Annotated in this window: 23 protein-coding genes; all 23 read left to right on the top strand. The window is 44.0% G+C overall.

Features of this window, described 5'->3' with window-relative positions; genetic code table 11:
* Nucleotides 1-2: 2 nt before the first annotated feature.
* The 23 genes from pyrF to GPK81_RS11055 all read left to right on the top strand — a co-directional run bounded on the left by pyrF (nt 3) and on the right by GPK81_RS11055 (nt 23,762).
* Nucleotides 3-929 (top strand): orotidine-5'-phosphate decarboxylase, encoded by a 927-nt coding sequence (pyrF, locus tag GPK81_RS11165; RefSeq protein ID WP_148447728.1) that lies wholly within the window; start codon nt 3-5, stop codon nt 927-929.
* A 15-nt stretch (nt 930-944) separates the two neighbouring features.
* Nucleotides 945-1,739, top strand: coding sequence for a dihydroorotate dehydrogenase electron transfer subunit (locus GPK81_RS11160; protein ID WP_173762127.1), 795 nt, complete (start codon nt 945-947; stop codon nt 1,737-1,739).
* A complete protein-coding gene (locus GPK81_RS11155) occupies nt 1,736-2,641 on the top strand; it encodes a dihydroorotate dehydrogenase (RefSeq protein WP_021977584.1) in 906 nt (301 codons plus the stop codon). Before GPK81_RS11160 ends, GPK81_RS11155 begins: the two co-directional genes overlap by 4 nt.
* A gap of 145 nt (nt 2,642-2,786) precedes the next feature.
* Nucleotides 2,787-3,461 carry an orotate phosphoribosyltransferase gene (gene pyrE / locus GPK81_RS11150; RefSeq protein WP_173762128.1) on the top strand — a complete coding sequence of 225 codons (675 nt, stop codon included), beginning with the start codon at nt 2,787-2,789 and terminating at the stop codon, nt 3,459-3,461.
* Nucleotides 3,462-3,534: 73 nt separating this feature from the next.
* A complete protein-coding gene (locus GPK81_RS11145; protein ID WP_173762129.1) occupies nt 3,535-3,687 on the top strand; it encodes a hypothetical protein in 153 nt (50 codons plus the stop codon).
* 44 nt (nt 3,688-3,731) lie between these two features.
* A complete protein-coding gene (locus GPK81_RS11140; RefSeq protein ID WP_330597639.1) occupies nt 3,732-4,223 on the top strand; it encodes a VanZ family protein in 492 nt (163 codons plus the stop codon).
* On the top strand, nt 4,223-4,537 hold the full coding sequence (locus GPK81_RS11135) for a hypothetical protein (RefSeq protein ID WP_021977588.1): 315 nt from the start codon (nt 4,223-4,225) through the stop codon (nt 4,535-4,537). The genes GPK81_RS11140 and GPK81_RS11135 overlap by 1 nt, the downstream gene beginning before the upstream one ends.
* A gap of 3 nt (nt 4,538-4,540) precedes the next feature.
* On the top strand, nt 4,541-5,152 hold the full coding sequence (locus GPK81_RS11130; protein WP_148447736.1) for an HD domain-containing protein: 612 nt from the start codon (nt 4,541-4,543) through the stop codon (nt 5,150-5,152).
* Nucleotides 5,133-7,214, top strand: a complete 2,082-nt coding sequence (locus tag GPK81_RS11125) for an aminopeptidase (protein WP_420360594.1) — start codon at nt 5,133-5,135, stop codon at nt 7,212-7,214. The genes GPK81_RS11130 and GPK81_RS11125 overlap by 20 nt, the downstream gene beginning before the upstream one ends.
* A 124-nt stretch (nt 7,215-7,338) precedes the next feature.
* Nucleotides 7,339-7,839, top strand: coding sequence for a 5-(carboxyamino)imidazole ribonucleotide mutase (gene purE, locus GPK81_RS11120; RefSeq protein WP_015525905.1), 501 nt, complete (start codon nt 7,339-7,341; stop codon nt 7,837-7,839).
* Between the two features lie 59 nt (nt 7,840-7,898).
* Entirely contained in the window at nt 7,899-8,924 is a 1,026-nt protein-coding gene (purM, locus tag GPK81_RS11115; protein WP_148447737.1) for a phosphoribosylformylglycinamidine cyclo-ligase, read from the top strand.
* Nucleotides 8,918-9,541, top strand: a complete 624-nt coding sequence (gene purN / locus GPK81_RS11110; RefSeq protein WP_148447739.1) for a phosphoribosylglycinamide formyltransferase — start codon at nt 8,918-8,920, stop codon at nt 9,539-9,541. Before purM ends, purN begins: the two co-directional genes overlap by 7 nt.
* A 32-nt stretch (nt 9,542-9,573) precedes the next feature.
* Nucleotides 9,574-10,848, top strand: a complete 1,275-nt coding sequence (purD, locus tag GPK81_RS11105; RefSeq protein WP_173762131.1) for a phosphoribosylamine--glycine ligase — start codon at nt 9,574-9,576, stop codon at nt 10,846-10,848.
* A 161-nt stretch (nt 10,849-11,009) separates the two neighbouring features.
* Complete coding sequence (locus GPK81_RS11100) at nt 11,010-11,783, top strand: SseB family protein (RefSeq protein WP_173762132.1); 774 nt, start codon at nt 11,010-11,012, stop codon at nt 11,781-11,783.
* Between the two features lie 73 nt (nt 11,784-11,856).
* Nucleotides 11,857-12,234: a GntR family transcriptional regulator gene (locus tag GPK81_RS11095; protein WP_021977595.1), complete on the top strand. Its 378-nt coding sequence runs from the start codon at nt 11,857-11,859 to the stop codon at nt 12,232-12,234.
* Between the two features lie 11 nt (nt 12,235-12,245).
* On the top strand, nt 12,246-14,708 hold the full coding sequence (locus tag GPK81_RS11090; protein WP_252196644.1) for an ATP-dependent Clp protease ATP-binding subunit: 2,463 nt from the start codon (nt 12,246-12,248) through the stop codon (nt 14,706-14,708).
* A gap of 121 nt (nt 14,709-14,829) precedes the next feature.
* Nucleotides 14,830-15,243, top strand: a complete 414-nt coding sequence (locus tag GPK81_RS11085; RefSeq protein ID WP_021977597.1) for a hypothetical protein — start codon at nt 14,830-14,832, stop codon at nt 15,241-15,243.
* Nucleotides 15,237-16,607, top strand: coding sequence for a DNA repair protein RadA (gene radA, locus GPK81_RS11080; RefSeq protein WP_021977598.1), 1,371 nt, complete (start codon nt 15,237-15,239; stop codon nt 16,605-16,607). Before GPK81_RS11085 ends, radA begins: the two co-directional genes overlap by 7 nt.
* A 6-nt stretch (nt 16,608-16,613) precedes the next feature.
* Entirely contained in the window at nt 16,614-17,624 is a 1,011-nt protein-coding gene (locus GPK81_RS11075; RefSeq protein ID WP_215707045.1) for a glycosyltransferase family 2 protein, read from the top strand.
* Nucleotides 17,614-19,269, top strand: coding sequence for a glycosyltransferase (locus GPK81_RS11070; RefSeq protein WP_021977600.1), 1,656 nt, complete (start codon nt 17,614-17,616; stop codon nt 19,267-19,269). The genes GPK81_RS11075 and GPK81_RS11070 overlap by 11 nt, the downstream gene beginning before the upstream one ends.
* Complete coding sequence (locus tag GPK81_RS11065) at nt 19,262-21,082, top strand: glycosyltransferase (protein ID WP_021977601.1); 1,821 nt, start codon at nt 19,262-19,264, stop codon at nt 21,080-21,082. Before GPK81_RS11070 ends, GPK81_RS11065 begins: the two co-directional genes overlap by 8 nt.
* Nucleotides 21,079-23,439: a polysaccharide pyruvyl transferase family protein gene (locus GPK81_RS11060; protein WP_021977602.1), complete on the top strand. Its 2,361-nt coding sequence runs from the start codon at nt 21,079-21,081 to the stop codon at nt 23,437-23,439. The genes GPK81_RS11065 and GPK81_RS11060 overlap by 4 nt, the downstream gene beginning before the upstream one ends.
* Nucleotides 23,440-23,528: 89 nt before the next feature.
* A complete protein-coding gene (locus GPK81_RS11055) occupies nt 23,529-23,762 on the top strand; it encodes a hypothetical protein (RefSeq protein WP_021977603.1) in 234 nt (77 codons plus the stop codon).
* The last annotated feature ends 829 nt before the right edge of the window (nt 23,763-24,591 follow it).

Genomic DNA, 24,591 nt, shown 5'->3' with positions numbered 1-24,591 from the left:
TCATGATTAACAAACTGATCAGCAACATTCGCAAAACAAATGCACCAATCGTTGTAGGACTGGACCCTATGCTGAATTATATTCCGGAACATATCCAGAAGAAGGCTTTTGCAGAGTTCGGGGAAACCTTGGAAGGTGCTGCAGAAGCAATCTGGCAGTATAACAAAGGAATTGTGGATGCCACCTATGATCTGATTCCTGCAGTAAAACCACAGATTGCCATGTATGAGCAGTTTGGTATCCCGGGGCTGATCGCATACAAGAAGACCGTTGATTACTGTAAATCCAAAGATCTGGTTGTGATCGGTGATATCAAGAGAGGTGACATCGGATCTACATCTGCAGCCTATGCAGTTGGACATCTGGGACAGGTTCAGGTAGGCTCCAAGAAATATGCAGGTTTTGATGAGGATTTTGCTACAGTCAATCCGTATCTTGGTTCTGATGGTGTGAAACCTTTTATGGATATCTGCAAAGAGGAGAAAAAAGGTATTTTTGTTCTGGTAAAAACTTCCAACCCGTCAAGCGGTGAGTTCCAGGATCGTGTTATTGATGGCCGTCCGCTCTATGAGCTGGTAGGCGAGAAAGTTGCACAGTGGGGCGATGAGCTTATGGGCGACGAATACAGTTATGTAGGCGCTGTTGTAGGTGCAACTTATCCGGAAATGGGAAAAGTATTAAGAAAAATCATGCCGAAGACATTTATCCTTGTTCCTGGATATGGGGCACAGGGTGGAAAAGGAGCAGATCTTGTCCATTTCTTTAATGAAGACGGACTTGGAGCTATTGTAAACTCTTCCAGAGGAATCATTGCTGCATACAAGCAGGAAAAATATAAAGAGTTTGGTGCTGAAAATTACGCAGATGCCTCCAGAGCGGCTGTAAAAGATATGATCGCGGACATCAGCGGCGCACTGGAGAACAGATAATACAGGAGGCATTTTATGAGCACGTCAGAAAATAAGAAAACAAAAAAGTCCTGTAAGATTCTAAGCCAGGAATGTATAGGTACAGATATTTACAGCATGTGGCTGGATGCGGGGGAAATTGGGAAAAATGCAGTGCCGGGACAGTTTGTATCTCTTTACAGCCGCAACGGCAGCAAACTTCTTCCAAGACCCATCAGTCTCTGTGAGATCGATAAGGAAGAGGGAAAACTGAGACTGGTATATCGTGTTACCGGAAAAGGAACTGGTACGGAGGAATTTTCCAGACTTCATGCAGGAGTACCTGTTGAGACATTGGGACCTCTTGGAAATGGTTTTCCACTGGATGCAGTAAAAGGCAAAAAAGTATTTCTCATGGGCGGTGGAATTGGAATCCCGCCAATGCTGGAAACTGCCAAAGAGCTGGATGCAGAGAAGATCATGGTTCTTGGATACAGAGATGAGCTGTTTCTGAATAAGGAATTTGAAGCTTACGGAGATGTCTATGTGGCAACGGAAGATGGATCTGCCGGAACAAAGGGAAATGTCATGGATGCTATCCGTGAGAATGGCCTTGAGGCAGATGCGATCTTTGCCTGTGGACCGGCGCCAATGCTCCGTGCCATCAAGGCATATGCCCTTGAAAAGGGAATTCCCTGCTGGATTTCCATGGAAGAGCGTATGGCCTGTGGTGTAGGTGCATGCCTTGCCTGCGTATGTAAATCCAAAGATGTAGATTCCCATTCCCATGTACATAACAAGCGAGTATGTAAAGATGGACCTGTATTCTTAAGTACGGAGGTAGAGTTATGAGCAGAATGAAGGTAAATCTTGCCGGCGTAGAGCTTAAGAATCCGGTAATGACAGCGTCCGGAACATTTGGTTCCGGAGCGGAATACAGTGAATTTGTGGACCTGAATAAACTTGGTGCGGTTGTGACAAAAGGTGTGGCCAATGTACCGTGGCCGGGAAATCCTACACCAAGGGTGACTGAAACAGCGTCCGGAATGCTCAATGCCATCGGCCTTCAGAATCCGGGAATCGATGTATTCTGTGAGAGAGATATTCCGTTCCTTAAGAAATATGACACAAAGATCATTGTCAATGTCTGCGGAAAATCCACGAAGGATTACTGTGAGGTTGTGGAACGCCTTGGAAATGAGCCTGTGGACATGCTGGAGATCAATGTTTCCTGTCCGAATGTCAAGGAAGGCGGGATTGCCTTTGGCCAGAATCCGAAAGCTCTTGAAGACATTACGAAAGAAGTTAAGAAATATGCAAAACAGCCGGTGATCATGAAGCTGAGCCCCAATGTTACCGATATTACCGAGATGGCGAAAGCAGCAGAAGCCGGTGGTGCAGATGTGCTTTCCCTGATCAATACTCTGACAGGAATGAAGATCGATATCAACCGTCGTACATTTGCGCTGGCAAATAAAACAGGCGGAATGTCCGGCCCTGCAGTAAAACCGGTCGCTGTCCGCATGGTATATCAGGTGGCAAATGCGGTATCCCTTCCGATCATCGGAATGGGTGGCATCGCAACCTGTGAGGATGCACTGGAGTTTATCATGGCAGGCGCTACTGCCGTATCTGTGGGAACCGCAAACTTTTTCAATCCTTATGCAACAGAAGAAATTGCGGAGGGAATCCAGGCATTTCTTGAAAAAGAGAAGGTTGAAGATATCAATGAACTGATCGGTGTGGTGAAATAACGGGAATTTCCATAATTTGCAATTCTGTTATACATATGTTAGAATGAACGCGGATAAGCAAAGTGATTGCACACACGAATCACAGCAGAACAAAGAAAGAATATCCGTTTTGCTGTGTACATGAAAAATATGGAGGATTAAATAAATGGAACAGTATAAGCAGGAATTTATTGAGTTTATGATCGACTGTAATGTCCTGAAATTTGGAGATTTTACTACGAAATCGGGAAGAAAAACACCATTTTTTGTAAATACAGGATTTTATCGTACCGGTGCACAGCTTCGTAAACTGGGTCAGTATTACGCAAAAGCGATCGAGAGCAAATTCGGACTGGATTTTGATGTGCTGTTTGGACCGGCATATAAAGGAATTCCTCTTTCTGTGGCAGCAACCATGGAAATCAGTGAAATGTACGGAAAGGATATCCGTTACTGTTCCAACCGTAAGGAAGTAAAAGACCACGGAGATAAGGGAATCCTTCTTGGCAGCCCGATCCAGGATGGGGATAAAGTAGTGATCATTGAGGACGTTACGACTGCCGGAACATCCATTAAGGAAGCACTTCCGATTATCAAAGCACAGGGAGATGTAAATCCGATCGGTCTTGTGGTTTCTGTTGACCGTATGGAACGTGGTCAGGGAACCAAGAGTGCTCTGAAAGAGATTGAAGAGAATTATGGTCTTCAGACTACAGCAATTGTAACCATGGCTGAGGTGGTTGAGCACCTCTACAATAAAGAATACAAAGGCCGTGTTGTGATTGATGATAAGCTGAAAGCAGCCATCGATGCATATTATGAGCAGTACGGTGCAGAATAATACTGGTACAGAATATCATAATAAAAGAGCAGCGGATTCCGAATGTCCGCTTTTACTGGGAGGACACAGACTTATGAATGAAAAAATTTATAAAACCATGGCGAGCAGCGGGGCGGGAAGTCTTGCACTCGGTATTGTCGTTCTGGTGACGGGACTTGTCACAGGGATTCTGATGATCGTGAACGGTGCGAGACTGCTCAAAAGAAAATCAGAGATTTTGATCTAGGAAAAATATAAACAAAAATTCCGGAAAGCCGCACTCTGTTTCGTGTGGCTTTTCGGGCATTTAAGCAGGGGAGAATATTGAAAAAGGGGACAAAACACAGAGTAAAAAAACTCGGGACAGCTTTTTTTGTGCTGTATGTCCTGATACTTGTATACCTTCTTTTCTTTTCGGAAGGTTATGGCCGGGTAGCAGACGCGGAAAGAGAATTTCGATATAATTTTGTTCCGTTTGTTGAAATCAGGCGTTTTTGGGTCTACAGGAAACAATTAGGGATGTTTGCACTTTTTACAAATATTTTCGGAAATGTGCTGGGATTTATGCCATATGGGTTTGTTCTTCCGGTGATAAACCGAAGAATGCGAAATGGCTTTTTTATTATATTATCCGGTTTTTCCATCAGTCTGACGGTGGAGGTGATCCAGCTGATCACCAGGGTCGGATGTTTTGATGTGGATGATATGATACTGAATACTCTGGGCGCGGCACTGGGATATGGAATTTACGCAGTCTGCGACAAAATTAGGAGAAAACATTAATGGCAAGAAGATATCGATATGCATTTGCAAAAAAAAGAGAAGCTGCGAAAGGAAAGTGGTCCGTAGGACTGGCAGCAGCTTCCCTCGTGCTGTTTATTGTGGCAGTTGTGCTTGCACTTTTTCTTGACGGAAAGCTCGGGGGCCTGATTGGCGGAACCGGGCTTTTTGCGATGCTGCTGTCAGCATACGGCTTTGCACTGGGCCTTTCCAGCTTTTCAGAGGAAAACCGGAAACACCGCACAAGTATGATCGGATCAATCTTAAACGGTGTGATTCTGGTAATCTGGCTGGGACTTTTTTTATCAGGAGTATAAAAAATGGAAGAAAAAGAACGATTAAAAAAACAGCTTGATTTTATCCTGGAAGTAGATAAAGTCAAAAATATTTTCCGTCAGACGTATCTTGCAGACGGAAACAGGAAAGAAAACGATGCGGAACATTCCTGGCATCTGGCGCTGATGGCAGTGCTTCTGAAGGAATATTCCAACGAGGAAGTGGATCTGTCGAAGGTAATTCCCATGGTACTGGCACATGATCTTGTGGAGATTGATGCGGGAGATACCTATGCGTACGATGAGAAAGGGGCAGCCACCAAGGATGCCAGAGAGCGAAAAGCAGCGGAACGGATCTACGGATTGCTGCCGGAAGATCAGGGACAGTGGCTGAAAGCACTCTGGGAGGAGTTTGAGGCCTACGAAACTCCAGAGGCGAAATTTGCCCATGTGCTGGATAACTGTCAGCCATTGTTTCTCAATGATGCTTCCAACGGAAGAAGCTGGGAAGAACATCAGGTAAAGAAAAGTCAGATTTATAAGAGAAACCAGAAAACAGGAGAAGGCTCCGAAGTGATCTGGGAATATATGAAAGAACTGATCGACAAACATATTGCCCTGGGGCATGTGATTGATGATGAAAAAGATGGGAGATGAAGTTTTGGACGAATGCATGAAAGAACGTTACGGACTTGCAAAAGAGCGGATCCGTGAGGTCATAACAGAAGAGACGGTAAAAGAACCGTTTGGAGATTTTTTCAGAAAGATGGCGCAGTTTCTTTCCATGACAGCAGATGTGATGGATGAGGAGAATGTGGAACTTACCCTGGAGGAGCTGAAGGAGCGAAATCATCGCTTTTATCAGGATATCCTTCCGGAAAACTATGAAAGCAGTTATGGAAATCCGGCTTATGCAGTAAATAAGCTGGGAGATTATGGAAAAGCTTTCAGTTTCCTGTATGCAGAACTTGCCGGAACAGTGGCTTATGCACATGAGAAAAGACTGTGGGATATGACAGTATCCATGGAACTGTTTCTGGAAGTATACTCTGCATTTTGTGAGGAAGAGCTTCCGGAGGCTGCAACAATAGAGGGAATCCTTCGTTCCTATGTGAATGACTACTGTCAGGATATGATGGAACAGAGAATCCGGGAGGGCGTAGATCCGGAACTTGATTTTGCAGCAGAGATTATTATGAATTCTGATCTTTCTGATCTGAGATATCTGTATCGTTACGGAGAGTATGTTTCTGAGAATGAGACAGGAGTGGCGGAGTTCTTAAATTCCCTTTCCCAGGAAGAGATCGATAAGATGGCTTCTACTTATACAGAAGGTTATCGGATCGGATTTATCACCGGACGAAAAGATATCACAAAGAAGAAAACCGTAAATATCCGTTACAGCCTTGGATTTGAGCGTATGGTAAAGGCTGCGATCCTTCAGTTTGAAAAAATGGGACTGAAACCGGTGATCTACCGTCATGCAACACATGCAGTGAACAAAAGAGGCGCAGTTCGTGTGGGCTATACCGGTGGCGTTGCCAATCCGCAGTACGATTACGATCATCGTCAGGACAGTGCACTGTTCCTGGACGGAGATTTTGTGCAGCGAAAACTCCGTGCCATGCAGACTTCTTATGAGAAGTACAGAGAACTGGCAGAGGTACATGGAGGCCCGGCCTGCATTGACACGTTTGGAGAAAATCCGTTCTCTCCGGTAAGCAAACCGGAAGCTTACGCATTAAGTGAGGCACAGCAGAAGCTGCAGACAGAGCTTGACAATGAATCCGGACAGATCGTAAACCGTTACATTAAAGGTGATGAGAGAAGTTTTACCATTATTGCCTATCCGGTTCCTGAGATCGGTGGAAATTATGAGGAAATTTTCCGTGAGATCGTAAAGATCAATACTCTGGATTATCATCTTTATCAGGAGATCCAGCAGACGATCATCAATACTCTGGACACCTGTGAGTGGGTGGAGGTCAAAGGCCGTGGAGATAATGAGACGGATCTTCTGATCCATCTTCATGAGCTGACAGATCCGAAGAAACAGACGAATTTTGAGAACTGCGTGGCAGATGTGAACATTCCGGTAGGAGAAGTCTTTACCTCCCCGCAGCTTGCAGGAACCGGCGGGATCCTTCATGTGAAAAAAGTATATCTGAACGGATTGCAGTTCCGTGACCTGAAACTGGTATTTGACTGCGGTCAGGTGATCGATTATACCTGCTCCAATTTTAAAACAGAAGAAGAAAACAGGAAGTATATCGAGGATAACATCCTCCATCATCATCCGAAGATCCCGATGGGTGAATTTGCCATTGGTACAAACACCACAGCTTATGTGGCAGCACTGAAATACGGAATTGCGGACAAGCTTCCGATCCTGATCGCAGAGAAAATGGGACCGCATTTCGCAGTGGGTGATACCTGCTACAGCTGGGCAGAAGATACACCGGTATACAATCCGGACGGAAAAGAGATCATTGCCAGAGACAACGAGATTTCCGAGATGCGTAAGGATGATGTAAGCCTTGCTTATTATGGATGCCACACGGATATCACCATTCCTTATGATGAGCTTGGAAGCATCCGTGTGATTGATGATGAGGGAGAAATGATCTCCATTATTGAAAATGGAAGGTTTGTTCTTCCTGGAACCGAGGAATTAAACCGTCCTTTTGAAAATCTTCCATTAAATATTAATATAAGTTAATTAGTAAATTTACAGTTTTTCCGATCGTATTGACAGAAAGTGAGAATATACGTAGAATAACCATAACAATAGTCAAACAACTACAGGTAAACATTCAGTTAGTGTACCACGAAAGGAGAACACAATGGCAAAAGTAGGAATTGTAATGGGTAGTGATTCAGATATGCCGGTTATGAGTAAAGCAGCAGATATCCTGGAGAAACTGGGAATTGATTATGAAATGAAGATCATTTCCGCACACAGAGAACCAGATGTATTTTTCGAGTATGCAAAGACAGCAGAAGAAAAAGGCTTCAAAGTGATCATCGCAGGCGCAGGAATGGCAGCTCATCTTCCGGGAATGTGTGCGGCGATCTTTCCAATGCCGGTAATCGGTATCCCGATGCATACAACATCTCTGGGAGGAAGAGATTCCCTTTACTCTATCGTACAGATGCCAAGCGGTATCCCGGTTGCCACAGTAGCGATCAACGGCGGTGCCAATGCGGGACTTCTTGCAGCCAAGATCCTTGCAACTTCTGATGCAGAGCTTCTTTCCAGACTGAAAGCGTACAGCCAGGATCTGAAAGAACAGGTTGAGAAGAAAGACGCAAGACTTCAGGAAGTTGGATACAAGAACTACTAAGAACCGGTTATAAATTTTTTACCATAAAAATAAAAGAGTGTTGTCATAAGGAGGACATTATGGATTACAAGACTTCAGGCGTAGATATTGAGGCAGGATACAAATCAGTAGAGCTGATGAAAAAACACATTGCCAAGACAATGAGACCGGAGGTACTTGGAGGAATCGGTGGATTCTCAGGTGCATTTTCCATGGAGAAATTCAAAGATATGGAAGAACCTACACTGGTTTCCGGAACAGACGGATGCGGAACCAAGGTTAAGGTAGCCATGGTTATGGACAAACATGATACCATCGGAATCGATGCCGTAGCCATGTGCGTGAATGATATTGCGTGTGCAGGCGGCGAGCCACTGTTTTTCCTGGACTACATTGCCTGCGGCAAAAACTATCCGGAGAAGATCGCAGAGATCGTAAAAGGTGTTGCAGAAGGCTGCGTACAGTCTGAGGCGGCTCTGATCGGCGGTGAGACGGCAGAACATCCTGGACTTATGCCGGAGGATGAGTATGACCTTGCCGGATTTGCCGTAGGAATCGTTGACAAAAAAGATCTTCTCACAGGAGAGGCCCTGAAACCGGGAGATGTCCTGATCGGTATGGCATCCACAGGTGTTCACAGCAACGGATTTTCTCTTGTACGTAAAGTATTCGACATGACAAAAGAATCCCTGGATACTTATTATGATGAACTTGGAACAACTCTGGGAGAGGCACTGATCGCACCGACCAGAATCTATGTAAAAGCACTGAAGAGCATCCGCGAGACCGGAGTGAAGATCCATGCATGCAGCCATATCACAGGCGGCGGATTCTATGAGAACATTCCGCGTATGCTGAAAGAGGGAACCAGAGCTGTTGTCAAGAAAGACAGCTATCCGGTACTTCCAATCTTCAAACTTCTTGCAGAAAAAGGAAATATTGAAGAGCATATGATGTACAATACATACAATATGGGCCTTGGAATGATCCTGGCAGTAGATCCAGCAGATGTTGACAAAACAATGGAAGCGATCCGTAAGACTGGTGACAAGCCATATGTAGTAGGAAGCATCGAAGAAGGAGAAAAGGGAGTGACCTTATGTTAAAGATCGGCGTTCTTGTTTCCGGCGGAGGAACAAATCTTCAGGCAATCCTGGATGCCATTGATGCAGGAGAGATCACAAACGCAGAAGTGGATATCGTGATCAGCAACAATGCTTCTGCCTACGCACTGGAAAGAGCCAGAAAACATGACATAGAAGCGATATGTATCGCACCAAAAGACTATCCGGACAGGGAGGCTTTCCATAAAGCATTGCTTTCCAAACTTCAGGAGAGAGGGGTAGACCTGATCGTTCTTGCGGGATATCTGGTTGCGATTCCTCCGATGATGGTGGAGGCATATCCAAACAAGATCATCAATATCCATCCATCTCTGATCCCGTCTTTCTGCGGAAAAGGTTTCTATGGACTGAAGGTTCATGATGCAGTTCTTGCAAGAGGAGTAAAAGTAACCGGTGCTACGGTTCATTTCGTAGATGCAGGTACAGATACAGGCCCGATCATCCTTCAGAAAGCGGTGAAGGTAAAAGACGGAGACACATCCAAGGAGCTTCAGAGACGTGTAATGGAGAAAGCAGAATGGAAGATCCTTCCGGAAGCCATCAATCTTATCGCCAATGACAAGATCACAGTGACAGATGGAATTGTTTCTTTAAAGTAATCACAAAACAGATGAAACAAAGGAGTAAACAGATGAAAGTATTAATCGTAGGAAGCGGCGGAAGAGAGCATGCAATTGCATGGAGTGTTGCAAAAAGCCCGAAAGTTGACAAGATTTACTGTGCACCTGGAAATGCAGGAATCGCAGAGTACGCAGAATGCGTAGATATCGGAGCAATGGAATTCGAGAAACTGGCAGCCTTTGCCAAAGAAAAAGAGATCGATCTTACCATCGTGGGAATGGATGATCCTCTTGTGGGCGGAATCGTAGATGTATTTGAGGCAGAGGGACTTCGTGTATTCGGACCGCGCAAAAACGCAGCCATTCTGGAAGGCTCCAAGGCTTTTTCCAAGGATCTTATGAAGAAATACGATATCCCTACTGCAGCTTATGAGAATTTTGATGATCCGGAGAAAGCTCTGGAATATTTAAGAACCGAAGCAAAATTCCCGATCGTTCTGAAAGCAGATGGCCTTGCACTTGGAAAAGGTGTTCTGATCTGCCAGGATCTTGCAGAGGCAGAAGCCGGCGTAAAAGAGATCATGGAAGATAAAAAATTCGGAAATGCTGGAAATACCATGGTAATTGAAGAATTCATGACAGGTCGTGAAGTTTCCGTGCTTTCTTTTGTAGATGGAAAGACCATTCGCACCATGACATCCGCACAGGATCACAAACGTGCCAAGGATGGAGACCAGGGACTGAATACCGGTGGAATGGGAACATTTTCCCCAAGTCCGTTCTATACTCCGGAAGTAGATGAATTCTGTAAGAAATATATTTATCAGAAGACTGTAGATGCCATGGCATCTGAGGGACGTCCGTTTAAGGGAATTATTTTCTTTGGACTGATGCTTACTGCAGATGGCCCGAAGGTACTGGAATATAATGCAAGATTTGGTGATCCGGAAGCACAGGTTGTTCTTCCGCGTATGGAGAATGATATTATTGAAGTGATGGAAGCCTGTGTAGACGGAAATCTGGATCAGATTGATCTGAAATTCGAAGACAATGCGGCAGTATGTGTTGTTCTTGCAAGTGATGGATATCCTGTAAAATATGAAAAGGGTATTCCGATTCAGGGATTTGAGAACTTCAAGGACAAAGATGGATACTACTGTTTCCATGCTGGAACCAAATTTAAAGACGGCCAGATCGTTACAAACGGAGGCCGTGTTCTTGGTATCACTGCCAAGGGAAAAACGCTGAAAGAGGCAAGAAAGAACGCATATGCTGCTACTGAGTGGATCAGTTTTGCAAACAAATATATGCGTCATGACATTGGAAAAGCGATCGACGAGGCATGAATTGGTCAGTTTTCACAGGCACAGCTTGACGAAAACAGGGATTTCATTGTACAATAGTAACAACTATGAAACACAGTGAGTAGTTACGAATAATAAAAAGCTGGATGCCATTTCTTTGCTGAAGTGTCGCATCCAAGTGATGAGGCAGAGAGGACAGAAAAATGGGAATCAGTGTAGAAGAAGCAATTCATGAACTCAGAAACAGGGAAGAAGTATTTGTTGCATATTCACAGGCAACCAAGCTTCCGTATGTAACCTGTGATGATGAGACATTTAATGATCAGGCGAGAATTTTTGCCACAGAAGAAGAAATAAAAGAATATGGAAAACAGCTCCTGGAGGATAAGATCCTTCTTATGGGCATGAAATATGAGAAGAAAGATTTTCCGAGACTGTATGGAACGCTGTATGCAATCGGAGTAAACAGTGTAATCTGGATTGACGGAGAAGAGCAGATTGAAATAGAAATTGGAAAAATCGCAAAGCAGAGAGATATGAGTAAAATCGAGCCGGCGAAGAGACCGCTTCTGAATCCATCTCTTGAGCTTTCCGGTATTTACTTTATGCAGGAACTTCGCCGTCCGGTAAAACAGGAAGAACACAAAAATATCCGTGAGCTTGAAGAAGAGCTGATCGCGAATTTACGAAAAGCAGAATTTCTGATTGCTATCAATGCAGAACAGGAAGAAGACGGAAAACTTCATATTCCATATCTGAAAAACAAAGAGGACAAGATTCTGCAGCCTGTATTCACAGATGTTATGGAGTTTGAGAAATTCGGAAGAGGTAAAAATCTCCGTGTTGCAAAAGTAACCATGGACAAACTTCCGAGCCTGATGATTCCACAGGCAAACGCTTATGTGATAAATCCACTGGGCTTTAATCTGATTCTGAACAAAGAACAGGTAGAAAAGATTGCAGGGATCAGCAAATAAAAACAAAAAATTACAGCAGGCTGCCAGGATGAAACTGGGCAGCCTTTTGCTGTTGTAGAGGAGAGATTGCCCTATGGTGATAGAAATCGATTTTAACAGTGATGAGGCGATCTATATGCAGATCACCAATCAGATCATAATGGGGATAGCTACATCAAGACTTCATGAGGGGGATGCTCTGCCCTCTGTACGGCAGCTTGCAAGTATTGCAGGAATTAATATGCATACGGTAAACAAGGCATATGCACTGCTTCGGCAGGAAGGTTTTGTAACCATTGACAGACGGAAGGGCGCTGTGATCTCCATTGATGCGGATAAGGTCAGAGCTCTGGAAGAAATGAAACAGAATCTGACAGTGGCAATGGCATGGGGATGTTGTAAAAATGTAACAAGGGAAGAAGTTCACCAGCTGGTGGATGAGATTTTTGACGAATATGACACAGACAGATAGGAGGAGACATCATGCAGGAACGATATACAAAACAGGCGGAGAATGTTCTTGTTCTGGCAAAACAGGCAGCCAGCTCCTGCGGACATAGTTATATTGGCACGGAGCATCTGTTGGTCGGTCTTGTGGAAGAAAAAGAGGGAACTGCCGGAAGAGTGCTGGAAGAATTTGGAATCCAGGCGGATAAGACTATGGCGTTGATCGACGAGCTGATCGCACCGCCGGGAAATACATTAACTGCACAGCAGCCGGGATTCAGCCCAAGGACGAAAAGAGTTTTGGAAAATGCCTATATAGAGGCGGAGGCCATGCATTTTGAAAAGGCAGGTACGGAGCATCTTCTGCTGTCCATGTTAAAGGAAACAGACTGTGTAGGTACAAGGCTGCTGTATACAATGGGAGCGAATATCCAGAAACTTTATGCTGCAGTTCTTACAGCTATGGGGATGGACAGTGATGCTATTGCAGAAGAATTTCAGGCAGTGAAAGCTTCCAGGGGAAGAAATGGCAGTGTCACACCGACTCTCGATCAGTACAGCCGTGATCTTACAGAGATGGCAGAAGAAGGTAAACTTGATCCGGTGGTAGGAAGGGATAAGGAAATTGCCAGACTGATCCAGATCTTAAGCAGAAGGACCAAGAATAATCCATGTCTGACGGGAGAGCCGGGAGTCGGTAAAACTGCTATTGTAGAAGGTCTTGCACAGCGGATCGTTACCGGAATGGTCCCGGATACTGTGAAGAATAAAAGAGTAGTGGTTCTGGATCTTTCCGGAATGGTAGCCGGAAGTAAATACAGAGGCGAGTTTGAGGAACGTATCCGTAATGTCATTGATGAGGTGAGAGAACAGCAGAATATCCTGCTTTTTATTGATGAGATCCATACGATCATCGGGGCAGGTGGAGCAGAGGGAGCTCTGGATGCGTCCAATATCCTGAAACCATCTCTTTCCAGGGGAGAGATTCAGCTGATCGGAGCGACGACTCTGGAGGAATATCGTAAATATATCGAAAAAGATGCTGCACTTGAACGGCGATTCCAACCGGTTATGGTGGAAGAGCCTGATGAAGAGGAAGCAATTGAAATCTTAAAAGGCCTGCGCCCTTATTATGAGAAACATCATGGGGTAGAAATTCAGGATGAAGCACTGGAGGCCGCAGTAAAAATGTCAGTCCGTTATATCAATGACCGGTTCCTTCCGGATAAAGCGATTGATATTATTGATGAAGCGGCATCCAAGGTTCAGCTTGCCGGATATCATCCGTCCCCGGAAGCAGAAGAACTGGAAAGAGAAATCCATGAGATCCTGAAAGAAAAAGAACAGGCCGTTGTAAACGCGGACCTCGAAAGCGCCAGAAAGGCTCAGGCCAGACAGAACAGCGTAGAGGCTGAGCTTGAAAAACTCCGCAAAAAGGCTGAGCGTAAAAACAGGTGGAAATCTCCTGTAGTTGGAGAAGCGGCTGTTGCAGATATTGTATCTGACTGGACGAAAATCCCGGTGCAACGTCTGACAGAAGGGGAATCCCGACGCCTGGCAAATCTTGAAAAAGTTCTGAAAAAGCGAGTGATCGGTCAGGATGAAGCGGTGTCAGCAGTTGCCCGGGCTGTGAAACGAGGCAGAGTTGGTCTGAAAGATCCGGCTAGACCAATTGGCTCTTTCCTGTTTCTGGGACCTACCGGGGTTGGAAAGACAGAACTTTCCAAAGCTTTGGCAGAAGCAGTGTTTGGAAGTGAACAGGCAATGATCCGTGTGGATATGTCTGAATACATGGAAAAACACAGTGTATCTAAAATGATTGGTTCTCCTCCAGGATATGTAGGATATGAAGAAGGCGGACAGCTCAGTGAAAAAGTCAGAAGAAATCCGTACAGTGTAATTCTTTTTGATGAGATCGAAAAGGCACACCCGGATGTATTTAATATTCTTTTACAGGTGCTTGATGATGGGCATATTACAGATGCCCATGGTCGGAAAGTGGATTTCAAACAGACGATCATTATTATGACGTCTAATGCCGGAGCACAGATGATCATGGAACCGAAACATCTTGGATTTATGTCCGGAGACACGGAAAAACAGAATTATGACAGGATGAAATCCGGAGTAATGGAAGAAGTACGAAGGATGTTCAAACCGGAATTTCTCAATCGAATCGATGAGATCATGGTATTCCATTCTCTTAATAAAGAAAATATCCGCAAGATTGTCACTATTCTTCTGAAAAACCTGGAAAAAAGATGTCAGGAACAATTGAATATCACATTGAAAGTCACAGGAGCGGCAAAAGATCTTATCGCGGATGCCGGTTTTGACAGCAAATACGGCGCAAGACCGCTTCGCCGTGCAATTCAGACGAAGATTGAAGACGAGATGGCAACAGAGATTCTGGAAGGCCGGATCAAAGCCGGAGATACTGTACAGGTAAAGGTGAAAGATAAAAAAATCTGTTTTGTATCCCAGAAATCACAGGAGTAAAAAGCCGTTTTTTGAAAAGTATAAGATTTTTTTCACTTCCTATGGCAAAAAGAAAAGAAATAAGTTATAATTAACATCATCGTAATGATACAACAAAAGAATTTCAGGAGGACATAAGATCATGGCAGTGGTACAGGAATTGATCCGTACAGAAGATAACGGTACTATCAGTTTTGGAGATTATGAGTTAAATCAGAAATCCAAACTGTCGGATTATCAGTATCAGGGAGATATGTATAAAGTAAAAACATACAAGGAGATCACCAAGCTTGAGCGCAATGGAATGTTCGTATATGAGTCTGTTCCGGGAACAAGCGTATTCCATCTTGAGCAGGATGGAACAACCATGAGTTTTGAAGTACAGGGATTTGAGGATTCTCAGATCACAGTTGAGCTTGAGGCTGAGACAGAATATCAGGTATTTATTGATGGAGCAAGCACAGGTACTATGACTACGAACCTGGGCGGCAAGCTTTCTTTCAGCGTTGAGCTGGATACGAACACCAAAGCAGAAGTAAAAATCGTAAAATGCTAAAAAATAAAAAAACAGTATATTTCTGCCAGGAATGCGGATATGAATCAGCCAAATGGATGGGACAGTGTCCGGCATGTAAGGCATGGAATACATTTGTAGAGGAAACTGTTTCATCCAAGAAGTCAGCTTCCTCCAACGCAAAGATATCACAGAAAAAGACAGAACCTGTAATTTTGCGAGATATCAGTCTTTCGGCTGACGAACGCCAAAGTTGTGGGATCGGTGAACTGGACAGGGTGCTGGGAGGAGGAATTGTTCCTGGCTCCCTCGTTTTAGTGGGCGGAGATCCTGGAATCGGAAAGTCTACATTACTGCTTCAGGTTTGCAGGAACCTTTCTTCACAGGGCGTGTCTGTATTATATATTTCCGGTGAAGAATCTTTGCGCCAGATTAAGCTGCGGGCGGACAGACTTGGAAGTTTTAATGATAAACTGAAACTTCTGTGTGAGACTAATCTGGAGAATATCCGTGAGATCATTGAACGGACGAAACCGGATGTGGCAGTTGTAGATTCTATTCAGACCATGTTTCATGAAGATATCACGTCTGCACCGGGAAGCGTTTCGCAGGTAAGAGAATCCACGAATGTTCTGATGCAGATCGCAAAAGGTATGGGCGTATCCATTTTTATTGTCGGTCACGTGACAAAAGAGGGAAATGTAGCAGGTCCCCGTGTGCTGGAGCATATGGTAGATACTGTGCTTTATTTCGAGGGAGACAGACATGCCTCTTACCGGATACTGCGGGCGGTGAAGAACCGTTTTGGCTCCACTAATGAAATCGGAGTTTTTGAAATGCAGAATACAGGTCTGGAAGAAGTAAGGAATCCTTCAGAATTCCTGCTAAATGGAAGGCCGGAGAATGCATCCGGTTCTGTGGTTGCATGTTCCATGGAAGGAACAAGGCCTATTCTGGTGGAGATTCAGGCGCTGGTGTGTCAGAGCAATTTTGGAATTCCGAGAAGAACAGCAGTTGGTACGGATTTTAATCGTGTAAATCTCCTTATGGCAGTGCTGGAGAAGAAAGCAGGAATCCATCTTGCTGCTTCGGATGCTTATGTGAATATTGCCGGAGGAATGAAGATGACGGAGCCCGCTATTGATCTGGGAATCTGTCTGGCAATCATTTCCAGTGCAAAAGATATTGTGATCCCTGATTCTGTAATGGTTTTTGGCGAGATTGGCCTGAGCGGCGAAGTCAGGGCAGTCAGTATGGCTGGTCAGCGAGTGCAGGAAGCAAAGAAACTGGGGTTTGAAACTGTGATCCTGCCGGAGGTGAACCGGGCAGCTACAGAGAGCATCAGGGGAATTCAACTGGTATATGTTGCCGGAATCCGTGATGCGATTTCATATATAATGAGGTAAGAAAGTATGAAAAAGGTTTTGTCAGTAATTATTCCAGTCTACAATATGGAAAAATATATCCGTCAATGTCTGGAATCACTGATGATTAAAGAAGTTCTGGATAAAATAGAAATTCTGGTAGTTTTGGACGGCTCAACAGACCGGTCTGAAGAGATTGCGATGGAATATGCAAAAGCACATCCATATTCCGTCCGGGTGATCAGTAAGCCCAATGGGGGCCATGGATCTGCAATCAACACAGGTATGGATAATGCAGTTGGGGAATATGTGAAAGTGCTGGACAGTGATGACTGGGTAAACGAAAAAGGCTTTGTCACACTTGTGGAAAATCTTGAAAAGGCAGAAGCAGATATTGTGTGGACCAATTTTTTCTGGGTCTATGAACAGACCGGAAAAAGAAGTGTTCAGAACAGACATCCTTTTCAGGGGGTGGAATATGGCAGAAAATACGATTTTCATGATGTTGCGGAAAAAACGTTTGTTAAAATGCATTCCATGACCATACGAACAGAGCTGGTCCGCAGAACAGGTATGCGGATCGATGAGAACTGTTATTATGTAGACGTGGAGTTTGTCATGTATCCGATCCCGGAAGTCAGGACTATCGTATTTCTGGATGAGTTTGTATATATGTACAGACTGGGACGGCAGGGACAGAGTATGACTCTGGAAAAAATGCGTAAAAATCACCGGAATCATGAGAAAGTTCTGAAGAGTCTTCTGAAGTACTATCGCAAAAAAGAATCAGAGGGAACTGACAGGGAGTATCTTGTGTATCTTGAAAAGGGAATTGCCAATGTTCTGAGCAGCCATTTCAAGATTTATCTGAGTTTTCCCTGCTCTGTGAAAATGTGCCACAGACTGCGCAGAATGGATGGGAAAATTAGTGAGTGTTATCCAAATATCTATAATTCAGTCGAAAATAAATTTGTATGGGCTATCAGAAAGAGCAGATATCTGTTATACTATCCGGGACACTTTATCATGAGACTGAGGGAGAAACTAAATGAAATATAGAACAGTGCAGACAATGATGCTTCCGGACTGTGCAGAAGAAAACTACGGACTTTATTATCAAGGTACGGGAGGAATTCAGGTACAGCAGGGTGAAAAAAAATCATTATCCGTACCGGAAAATGAGAAAGCAGATCTGTTTACGTATTTTAACGGGTTTTACCCGAAACAGTGGTCGCAGTATGCACAGCTGGACGGATTGCGGATAAAAGTTACAGTTTCAGGAAACTGCCGGGTGTTGCTGTGCCATATAGATGGAAGCAGAACGGTTGTGGATGAAGAAAAAGAAAGCAGGACTGCGGCAGATATTAAAAACGAACTAGTTTTTGAAGTGTCAGATGTTATTGAAAATATAGCAGCTTTCTGGATCTGCGTAGAAGGACTGGCGCAGGGCGGAGTTCTTTATGATGTTGATTTTCAGTCGGCAGTTGAAGTGCAGCAGGCAGTTCGGCCGGCAGTGGTGATCTGTACCTGCCGCCGTGAAAAAGAAGTTATCAGTAATCTTGAACGGATTTCCAGAATGGATCTGGAGGAACGGCCGGGGATTTTTCTTATAGATAATGGAAATACTCTGACAGAGGAGATGGTTCCGGACTGGGTTCATCTTGTACCAAACCGAAACTGTGGCGGTGCTGGTGGTTTTACCAGAGGAATGATCGAAGCTTTGAAAGACCCGGGATTTACTCATGTGATCCTCATGGATGATGATATTGTCCTGAATCCGGAAGTACTGACGAAAACAATGCTGTTTTTATCTTCCGTAAAAAAAGAATGGCAGGATGCACCGCTGGGTGGTTCCCTTATTGAAAGAGATATTCCCTGGAAACAGTTTGAATGTGGAGCTTTCTGGAACAGAGGAAGGATTCAGGGATGCGGCCAGAATATGGATCTGCGAAAGAGAGATGCTCTTCTTAAGAATACGGAATCTCAGAACTGGGATTATGGTGGCTGGTGGTATTGCTGTATACCGGTATCCGCAATCCGGGAAAAGGGTCTTCCGTTGCCTGTTTTTATTCACAGAGATGATATCGAATATGGAATTCGTATGGGTAAGCTGATGACTCTCAATGGAATCGGTGTGTGGCATGAAGCTGTCACCAAGAAACTTCCTCAGATCGGAGAGTATTATGATATTCGAAATATGGCGATCTTAAATGCAATCCATTATGATGACTGGGATAAACGCCAGTGGAAAAAATTTCTTGTCAAATGGACGGCAGGAAATCTTTTAAGAGGAAGGTATGACTATATTTATCTGAATATCTGCGCTATGCTGGATTTCCTGAAGGGAGAAAAGTGGCTGGAAAACACGGATGGAGTGGAAATTCATAAACAGGTGGCCAGTCGACTTCCAAAACTGGAAAAACTGGACAAAAAAGAAAAGAATGTATTTTACACGACACCAAATGTTAGCGTTTACACTGTGGCAAAAAAGAAACATATTGTTTATGAGGACTCTGCAGGCTTTTGTCTCAGAGCAGACAAAAATCTGCCGGAAACTATACGTCTGAGCATATATTTATTACTGGCATTGAGAAAAACAGACAGGTACTTTGAAAGAGCCAGGGAGAGCTACGGCAGGAACTGGAAGAAATTAATAACAGAAGAGTTCTGGAATAATTATTTGGAGATTAATAAAGATGAGTAAGAATTATAAACTGCAGAATATCCTGTTCTGCGACAATGACAGACTGGAAGCATACTGGGAGATGTTCTTTAAAAGCAGCCGTCCGGTATACGACAGAGAGAATAAGACGATTGTTTTGGGAGCAGGTCAGGTAATTGATTTCTGTACCTATTTTAACTCGATTTCTCTTTTAAAATGGAAAACATACACATATGCAGAAAAACTGATTCTGAGATTACGTGTAAAAGGAGAAATGGAGATCCTTCTTACAGGTTATGAGAAGAAAGATACACAATATATCCGAAAAGTTCTCCGCAGAGCAAAAATCTCAGCAGAAGAAGCACAGGAGATCTGTCTTGAATATCCGGAGAACAATTTGATGCTGGCTGGTTTCGAAATTCATACACATGGTATTTGTGTAATCTATAGTGGTGAGTATATCACAGAGATTGAGGAAGACCAGATGCGTCATGTATCACTGCATCTCTGTACAACAACATTTAAGAAAGAAGACTATATCCTTCCGAACATTCAGCTTCTGAAAGAGACCGTCCTTGCGGGTAATGACAGCCTTGCAGAGAATTTGTGGATCCATGTGGTAGACAATGGCCGTACACTTCCGGCAGAAGAGATTGAGACAGAGCACGTAATGGTACATCCGAACCTTAATGTAGGTGGAGCCGGCGGATTTACAAGAGGTATGCTGGAAGCGATGGATCATAAGGAAAAACCGACCCATGTTCTTCTTATGGATGATGATGTTATGATCCTTCCGGAGAGTCTGATCCGTACTTATAATCTTCTGAAGATCATTCGTCCGGAGTATGAACATCATTTTATCAGTGGAGCGATGCTTTTCTATGAGCAGATGAATTTCCTGTATGAAGATGTAGGATTTATGGATCATGAGGGAACTTATGGCCCACTGAAAGACAGGGTAGATACCCGAAAGATTGAAGATGTTCTTCGCTGTGAAGAGATGATCCATGAGCCGAAGAATGCTTATGCAGGCTGGTGGTACTGTTGTATCCCTATGGAATTTGTGCGTAAAGATAATTTGCCTCTTCCGGTATTTGTACGTGGAGATGATGTTGAATACAGCCTTAGAAACAAGGCGAAGTTTATTACACTCAGTGGTATCTGTATCTGGCATATGGGATTCACCAACAAGTTCAACGGCGCAATGGAATTTTATCAGGTGCATAGAAACACCCTGATGCTTCAGGCTGCCAGCGGAGTATGCCAGAATGCGGATATTATGACCCGTATCCGCAAGCTGGTCCGTGTAAATCTGCTTCGTTTTAATTATGACGGTGCAGAGCTTCTTCTGGATGCAGTTGAGGATTATATGAAGGGATATAAATTCTTTATGAAGAATCAGGGGGAGAAGCTCCTGAAAGAAAAATCTCAGAAAAATGAGAAAATGGAGCCGCTTTCTAATTTCCCGGAAGCACCGACGAAAGTATACAGCGTTTATGCACAGGATCTTCCGCGTAAATCACTGGAGACATTCCTCTACAGAATTACTTATAATGGTCATTTCTGGCCAGAAAAATGGCTGAAAAAGGGAACTGTGCCGATTGCCTATGACTGGTATTATACACCGCACAGATACTTTTTCAGAAAAAGACTTCTTGCGGTTAATCCACATCTGAAAATGGGTGCGTACAGGGAGATGGACAAGAAAAGATTCTTTGAACTGTTTAACAGGGAACGAAAACTTTTCAGTCGTTACAAGAAGATCCATGTACGTCTTGAAAAAGAATACAGAGACCACAGAAAAGAATTCACTTCAGAAAGTTTCTGGAGAAAATATTTGGAGATGGATAAATGAGTGTAAAACATATAGGGGATTTAAAGAAAACAGAGTGCTATGGCTGTAGTGCGTGTGTTTACAGTTGTCCTTTCGGGGCAATTACAATGGAACAGGATAGAGAGGGCTTTCGCTATCCTGTTGTAGACGAAGAAAAATGTACAGGATGTGGAAAATGCAGAAAAATCTGTCCATCCATCTGTCCAAAAGATATGAGCAATGCTCCGGAACCGGAAAGTTATGCGGTATGGGCGGAAGATAACGTTCGAAGAGACAGCAGTTCCGGCGGATTTTTTACAGTACTTGCACGTTCTGTATTTGCACAGGGCGGAGTTGTCTGTGGCGTTGTGATGGATGAGGATTTTAAGGTATTCCATACAGTGGCTACAAATGAAAAAGAGTTTGTTCCTATGCGTGGTTCCAAATATGTCCAGAGTGACCTGAGAGATATTTTCCCAAAAGTTAAAGAGTTTCTTGGGAAAGGTAAAAAGGTGCTTTTTACAGGAACACCTTGTCAGGTTGCTGGATTAAAAGCTTATCTTGGCGGTGAAGAAGAAAATCTTCTTACAGTTGACCTGATGTGTCATGGTGCTCCATCTGAGAAAGTATTTGAACGTTATGTTGACGAAACATTTGGTAAAGAAAATCTGAAAGAGTTTCATTTCCGCACAAAACGCTATGGATATAATTGTACAACCTGTGAGGCTGTATTTAAAAACGGAAAGAAATATGTAGGCGGAATAGAGTTTGACCCATTTGTTCTGGGATTTACAAGAAGTCTTTTCTTAAGGAGAACATGCGAGAGCTGCAAGTATGCTTCTTTCCCGCGTCAGGGAGATCTTACAATGGGTGATTTCTGGGGGATTTCCCTGTATAAGAGAGATCTTAATGATGGACGTGGTACTTCTCTGGTTCTGGCCAATAATGCAAAGGGGGCGGCAGTTCTGGAGTCTGTTAAAGACAGTGTAAAACGCATTGAGAAAACGCCGCTGGAAGCTGCTGTCAAGAAAAACCGTTTTGGTGAGAAAATGCAGGTTCATTCCCAGAGAAGAAGATTTTTTGAAATGCTTGATTACACAAGCATGCATAAAGCGGTTAAATATTGTATGGAAGGCCGTTATGATGTAGGTATTCTTGGCGTGTGGTTTGGATGTAACTACGGAAGTATTGCGACATATTATGGCCTGTCTAAAATTCTGGAAAAGATGGGCTTGTCTACTCTTATGATCGATAAACCGGGATTTGTTGGCCAGGATCGTGAGCTGGATAAGAGTAATCACAGCCGTATTTTTGCAGATACTCATTTCCATGTGAGCAGAAGGTATCGATTAAATGAGATGCATATGCTGAACCATATCTGTGATTCTTTTGTTATTGGATCAGATCAGGTATGGAATCATGGTATTGCCCGCAATTTTGGAAACAGTTTTCTTATGGATTTTGTTCGTGACGAGAAAAAGAAGATTGCGGTATCCGCTTCCTTTGGACATGATCGTGATTTCCGACCGGATCGTGAGCGGATTATGGCCAGTGAGTATTTTAAACGGTTTGATGGAATTTCTGTTCGTGAGGAGTCTGCAGTTGGCCTGATGAAGAAGGTATTTGGTGTAGATGCGACCAGAGTTTTGGATCCCGTATTTGCGGTAGATAAGAGTGTGTATGATGACATAGCGGCGGAATCTGACCGTAATGAGACAGAACCCTATATGCTTACCTATATTTTGGATCCAACTCCTGAGAAGAAAGAGGTTATTAAGTATCTGTCAGAAAAGTTGGGTCTTCGTACATTGCATATTCTGGATGGAACTCCATGGAATTTCCAGGAGAATAAAGAGAAAATGGGAATGGATACGGTTCTGGAGAATATTACGTTCCAGGATTGGATTTACTACTTTAAAAACAGCAGTTATGTATTAACAGATTCCTGCCATGGTATGAGTTTTGCGCTTATATATGGTAAACCGTTTGCTGGTATTGGTAATGCGAAAAGGGGTATGACGAGATTTTCTTCTCTGACAAAACTGTTCCATGTTGAGAATCGTTTGGTGACGAATCCTCTGGATATTATGAAGAATGAGCTGTTTCTGCAGGATCCGGATTATAATGAGATTAATGGGATTATGGAAACAGAGAAGGTTCGTTTCCATGAGTGGCTTAACGGGGTGATGTTCTCTGAGAAGGAAGTTAAGACTTATCAGGCGTTTCCTGTGAAGGTTGCTCCGGTGATCGAGGATGATATTAAATTAAAGATCGAGGGTCCTGCTCCGGTGCAGGCTCGTCCGACTTTCCTGCGCAGGGTTTATTATCATCTGCCGTCTGGTATTCAGGATAGAGTGAAACCTATTGTTAAGAATTATATCAAAAAGAGAGCACAGTAATTTTTGTGATGTAGTTTTATATTGAGTTTTGGCAGCCGCTGTACGTTTTGGGTATGGCGGCTGTATATAGTGAAAGGGAGTGTTTATTTATGGGTATTGGTAATTTTGGAAATATGATGAAGGTTATGAATGCCTGGAATACGTTTAAACAGAATCATCCGAAGTTTCCGGCGTTTTGCAGTGCTGTTTCAAAGCGTGGGATTCGTGAGGGGAGTATTCTTGAGGTGACGTATATTAGTCCTGAGGGGGAGAAATTGACTACGAATATTAAGGTTCAGGCTAGTGATATTGAGCTGCTCAGGCAGATTTCTGGGGGGAATTAGAGGAGAGTTGGAAGGACGCCGCGGGGGTGGCGTTCTTTTTTTCTGGGCTGGAATGTACGTCAGAGGAAGGAGATATCGGCCAGGATAGGATACCGGACGCCAGAGGGATGTGGCATCGATTCGGGCAGGGCTTCGTGAGACGGGGAGAAAGCCGGGCGCCAGAGGGAGAAAAACCATTGCGGCAGGGCCAGAACTCGCCGCTGGCTCAAACAGCTGACCCTGCCGCAATAACGCCCTCTCCCGGGACCTAAGTTGTATCACCCCTCCTCCGCAACAGCCCGAACCGATATCCTCTCCCTCTGGCTGACACTTCCAGCCGGCAGGAAAAAAGATAAAACCCGGGCAGGGGACGGACGCGGGGCGTCCTGTCCTGGGATTGTGGGAGTGTAGCTGTATCGGCGTAGCGTCTTAGCTGAAATACCGAAGAGCCCAGAAGAAGGATTGGCATAACGATTCATTATAAATATTGAAGAGTTTGGAAATCAGGTCAGTATAACGTTCCACAGTAAATATTGAAAAATTCGGAAACCAGGTCAGTATAACGCTCTATTGTAAATATTGAAGAGTTCGGAAACCAGCTCAGTATAACGTTCCACTGTAAATATTGAAGAATTCGGAAACCAGCTCAGTATAACATTCCACTATAAGTGCCGAAGAATCCAGGAACCCAGATCGGCACAGCGTCCCACTCTGGATACCGCAGCATACAGACAAAAGTCAACCGTGTTACACATCGAAGATGTAACACTCTTTCCGTGCCCAACGGGGTGGGAGCGCGAGGGAGGGCGTTCGGGCTTCGGAACTTTGAGATCGCCTTCCCTCGCACTTA

The sequence above is a fragment of the Blautia sp. MCC283 genome (assembly GCF_018785565.1).
Classification (GTDB): Bacteria; Bacillota; Clostridia; order Lachnospirales; family Lachnospiraceae; genus Blautia_A.
This window is presented reverse-complemented; position numbering and strand designations above follow the sequence as displayed.